The 5,215-nt window shown below is 50.0% G+C and carries 4 protein-coding genes; all 4 read right to left on the bottom strand.

The window, feature by feature from the left end:
* On the bottom strand, positions 1–1,554 hold a 1,554-nt coding region (locus BACCELL_RS20270; protein WP_044154257.1), incomplete at its 3' end, for a cobalamin biosynthesis protein.
* A gap of 23 nt (positions 1,555–1,577) precedes the next feature.
* Positions 1,578–2,912 (bottom strand): bifunctional cobalt-precorrin-7 (C(5))-methyltransferase/cobalt-precorrin-6B (C(15))-methyltransferase, encoded by a 1,335-nt coding sequence (locus BACCELL_RS20275; protein WP_007213918.1) that lies wholly within the window; start codon positions 2,910–2,912, stop codon positions 1,578–1,580.
* A gap of 11 nt (positions 2,913–2,923) precedes the next feature.
* Positions 2,924–4,342: a precorrin-3B C(17)-methyltransferase gene (gene cobJ / locus BACCELL_RS20280; protein ID WP_007213919.1), complete on the bottom strand. Its 1,419-nt coding sequence runs from the start codon at positions 4,340–4,342 to the stop codon at positions 2,924–2,926.
* Between the two features lie 144 nt (positions 4,343–4,486).
* On the bottom strand, positions 4,487–5,215 hold a 729-nt coding region (locus BACCELL_RS20285), incomplete at its 5' end, for a sirohydrochlorin cobaltochelatase (RefSeq protein WP_007213920.1).

The following is a 5,215-nucleotide window of genomic DNA, read 5'->3' on the forward strand; positions in this document are numbered from 1 at the left end:
GAAGATACACATGGTGCTTTGCGAGCGTGCCAGCAGGTGGAGTTGTTCGCGTTTCGGCATGGGGGTGCGTCCTTCACCGCGGGTAAGGATGATGCTTTGCACTTTCTCAGGAATGGTAAACTGAGATTTCAGCGCAGCGGCAGCAGCCTGGAAGGAAGAAATACCCGGAGTGATGTGATAACTCATGCGATGCTGGTCGAAATAGTTCATCTGTTCCTGGATGGCACCGTAGATGCAGGGATCTCCCGTATGCAGGCGGACGATGAATTTGCCTTCATCATAGAATTTCTTCATCAGTGCAAACTGTTCTTCCAAGTCCATGGAAGCCGAACTGCGTACCGTAGCACCCGGTTTGGCACAGAATGTCAGTTCGCGGGGAACGAGACTGCCGGCGTAGAGGATGAGATCTGCCTTCTCCAGCATTTGCCTTCCACGCACGGAGATGAGATCGGGATCACCCGGACCTGCGCCGACGATTTCGATATGTCCGTAGTAACGGAGTACTCCTTCTTCGATGGCTATGGCCATGGTGTAGTTTCCGCCTTTTTGCTTGTCCAACAGAAGTTTACCACCGTTCGCGGAAAGAAAGGCGGCGGCTTCGGAAACGCTGGGCGTACCCATATGCTTCTCTACCACCGGACTGGGGTTGGGGACGGAGATTTCTTTCAGTTCCTCCGCACTGTAATAGCGTATCTGATAGGCACGTTCCAGCTCCTTAATGACCGGTTCGTTGCGTTTCTCATTAATGGTGGCGATGTATTTTACGGCACGGGGCATGAAGGTACTGTTAATCATCGTACCAAGGATGTTTTCAACGATGTCATGCACGGGACCTGCCTGATGTGCCAGACCTACGCCGACATGCAATACCTTGGGCACATAAAAGAGTGCAGGGGTGTCATGCGTATTGTGCAGGAAAGGAGTGACGAGTATAACCAGCTGGTAACGGCTGAGGTCTACATCCCGGAATAAGCCGTAATGTATATCCACGTGTGGCGGGCAGGTCTTTTCCAGATATTCCGTTCCCTGATCACGCACTTCAAGGAAGAGGGCGGTGGGAACTTTCTTCACAAAAAGGCTGATGATGTTATTCATCATACCAAATTCCGTCTCACCGGGGATGGCAGCCCAGTCAAATTTATCACCCAGGGTGTCCAGTGCCCAGAGGCCGGTGCGGTCGCTTTGGGTGGTGATAACAGGTTCAGCGCCGAGAATATGGGCGATGTTTTCTGTCATTTCGTTGGCCTTTCCGATGTGTCCCGAGAGGACGGAAACGGCATAGCGGCCAGTGCTGTCTACACAGATCACGGCGGGATCTGTATGTTTATCTTTCACATGCGGGGCGATGGTGCGGACGCAGATGCCCATGGCACCTATGAAGATAAAGGCATCGTAGCGATGGAAAGACAGAGCCATAAATTCTTCGTAAAAAGAAACGTATGTGCAGTCGGGTGCAGGAGTCGTAGTGATTATTTCGGAGTCGGGAAACTCGTTACTCAGCGTTCGTGCAATGGGCAGACTGCTTTCGGAAATCAGTATAATAGCTACCTTCATAGGGTGGCTCTCATTATTCTTATTCATAAGGTTACTTTCATTATTTCTATCGGGTTATAATCATTGAGTGCGATGTGCAGGGAGGGTTGCAGAGACATTCCTGCATTTTCTGCCCCTTTACGGAACAATTCCCTGCTATTGGGGGATACGGAGTTGAAGACGATGCAACCGCCGGGCTGCAATACTTCTTTCAGGCGTACCAGTATATCGTCTAATTTTCCGCTGTGCCCGCCGATAAAGACAGCGTCGGGGCGGGGGAGAGCTTCCAGATCAGTTTGCAGGAAATCTCCGATTAAGGCTGTGATTCCCGGCGCACCGAAACGTCGGGAGTTGATGCGCATCAGTTCTTCTCCTTCGGGACGTATCTCGAACGAAACAACCGTAAGATGCGGGAATTGCAGGCGGGCTTCGATGGAGACAGAGCCTGTGCAGAAACCTATGTCCCAAAAAACGCGGCGGCGATTCAATTCCAATGCCTGCAAGGTAAGGAGGCGGATCGGAGCTTTGGTAATCATGCGGGCACGTCCGTCCAAGTGGGCAAATTGTTCGTCGGGAAGACCGAAGGGGCGGGGCTGTTCAGTTATAGAGGGCTGACTATCTATAGGGAGGAGAGCTTCCTTGCTATGGGTGTCGTAGCTGACCATATACGGGTACCATAGCTGATCGTCTACGGGTGTCGTAGCTGACCGTCTACGGGTATCGTAGCAGAGCAGCAAATTATTCGGATGCTCAAATGTCTCTTTTTCAGCTTCTTCAAGACTCATCCGGCGAATGCGCTCGCGTTCGGGATTGCCGAGGTGCTCGCCTACGTACATGGTGTAGGAGTTGTATCCGTATTCCAACATTCGCGCGGCGATAGTGGCAGGGGTATGCTCCCGATCTGTCAGTACACCTATTTTGTGGGCACGTTCTATGAGTGCTTTGTCTAGTTCCTGCCACGGACGTCCTGTCAGGGAGACGGTACGCATATCGTCGTAGGGCATCACCAGTCTGTGCGCTAATGTTTGCAGGGAATTGAAAGCCGGGTAGAGGCATATCTTTGCATCGGGCAGTTTTCGTTTTACCGTATTGGCGAAGCCGAAAAACAGAGGATCTCCGGATGCAAATACGACAATCGATGCATCGGAAGCCTTCTTCTCAAAGTCTGCAAAAATGTTTTCGTATTGGGCAAAGACGTTATCCAGTGGAACTGTTATGGAAATCCATTCCGCACCTTCCGGAAGTAACTTCTCTACAATCTCCCGATGCCGCAAGCCGCCGGAGAAAACTTTTCCTTCCCAGATATGCCGCAGCACTTCGGGCGGGAAGAAAGGTTCCCGGTTGTCGTCCATGCCTATGATGATAAAGTTTCGTATCATAGTGTATCTATTTAAACATCCCGTCCCGGCCTTAACTGTTCCGCATCATTGTAGCACAAGATTGCATTCACCAGCGTTGCAGCCAAATTACTTCCTCCTTTTCGTCCTTCCACTATCAGTTTGGGTATTTCCATGAACGGCTTCACCATGTGTTTGGATTCCTGTACATGTACAAAACCCACAGGCGCGGCAATAATACCGCTTGGTACAGCCTTTCCTTTACGTACCAGATCACAAAGTTCCATCAAAGCCGTCGGCGCATTACCGAATACAAACAAGGCATCCGGATGTTCCTCCACTGCCAGACGTATACCGGCTTGTGTACGGGTGATTCCTTTTTCCGCTGCCATTGCCGCTACCCGTTCATCGGAAAGATAACATTTCACTTCTACCCCCAGCCGTTGTAAAGCTCCTTTGCGGATACCACTGGCAGCCATCGTCACATCCGTAACAATCGTTTTCAACCGACCGTCCGCTATTTTCTGATAAAGCTTTTCCACAGCACCTTTGTCCGTATACAGCAGCTTTTCCATTTCAAAATCAGCCGTAGTATGGATGGCATGCAGCAAAGCCCATTTATGATCCAGAGGAATATTCTTATTCTTTAGTTCCGACTCAATGGTCCGGAAACTTTGTATCATGATGTCCTGACCTATCCCCTTAGTCGGTTGTTCATCCTTATCCGGACGGTTATAATATCCCCGGGGAGTAATGAACTTACCGTTCCACACATAAGATTGCGAGTTACCGATCAGGATGACTGTAAACATGTCCACTTCTTCGGGATTGAAATCGGCGAGTGTCGTCAGATGCACTTCCTGTTCATCCCGTCCGGCCTGGCGTACATAACCTACCGGAGTCTCCGGAGCGCGTCCTTCTGCGAGAAACAGCTCTTTCAATCGATAGAGTTGCCAATACCGCCCTTCGCTTTTCGGATTGTATACAGCCGTTACGAAATCAGCCATGGCTGCCGCACGGATGCGACGCTCGATCCGTTCCCACGGTGTCATCAAGTCGGAGAGGGAAATCACACAGAAATCATGTCCCACAGGAGCACCCAGCAGTGAAGCCGCTTTCTGAAAAGCACTGATACCCGGCAAGGCAATTACTTCGACGTTGCTGTTCCGTTCCCGCTTCATCTCGTAAATCAGCGGAGTCATTCCATAAATTCCCGCATCACCGGAACTGATGACACAAACCGTTTTTCCCTGTTCCGCCAATTCAAATGCCTGTTCCGCACGAGTGCGTTCCCGCTTCATGCCCGTATCTATACATTCTGTTTCAGGGTGGAGATAAGGCTGGATAAAACGGAAATAATATTTATATCCCACTACTACATCCGCTTCGCGAACCGCCTCCAGAACCGCAGGCGTAATGTCTTGTTCGCTGCCCGGTCCGATGCCGGCAACTATTATCTTTGGCTGTTTCATATCGCTTATATTTCTATCATGCAAAGATACATTCTATTCTCTAAATTTCGGGTATAAAAGGGTGTAAAAAGGGCTACACCCTTTGCCTGGAATGGTGTAGCCATCCGGGGCAAAAGGTGTAGCCATAAGAGGGAAAGGGTGTAGCTATTTCAGCAACGCCTCAATGTGTTCCATATATAACTTCCGGATAGCGGGTTGTTCGCCCAGTCCCTGCATGCGGACATTGGTCTGATAACCTGCTTTTTCCATTTCCGGTTTCCATACTCCGACGATGTCTTCTTTTGTATGATTACCGCATACCAGCAACAACGGTATCAGTGTCACTTGTTTCGGGCGTGTCTCCTTCAACTGTGCCAGTGTAGCGTCCAGTGTAGGATAACCCTCGATGGTGCTGACGTGGAAGTTTTTCAGTCCGTGGGCTTTCATCATATAGTCCAGCATGGCGTAAGTGGCGGTACTTGGCAATTGATTGCCGTGTCCCACATAGATGACGTCTTCTTTCTTTCCGGGCTGTTCTTGTGTCAGAATTTCGATTACCTTTTCGCAATCTTCCACTGTATAAAGCAATGGATTACCTACTTTTATTTCTTTAAAGAAGGGCTTCACGCTCTCCGCATCGCGGCGGACGGAAGTCATTTCACTTCCTTCAATCAGTGTTGTACTCTGTATCAGTACATGCGAATATCCTTCGCTTCTGAGTTTCAGCAGTGCGTCTACCGGACTGTCTTTATGAACGCCTTGCTTCTCCAGCCTGCGCCGAACAATGGGAGAGATATACGCTTCGCGCACTTCAAACTGCGGAAAAGTTTCTTTTGCCTCACGGGTGATTACATCGAGCGTCAGTGCACGCGTATCAGGGTCCGAACTTCCGTA

This window comes from Bacteroides cellulosilyticus DSM 14838, from assembly GCF_000158035.1.
In the GTDB taxonomy this organism is placed as follows: Bacteria; Bacteroidota; Bacteroidia; order Bacteroidales; family Bacteroidaceae; genus Bacteroides; species Bacteroides cellulosilyticus.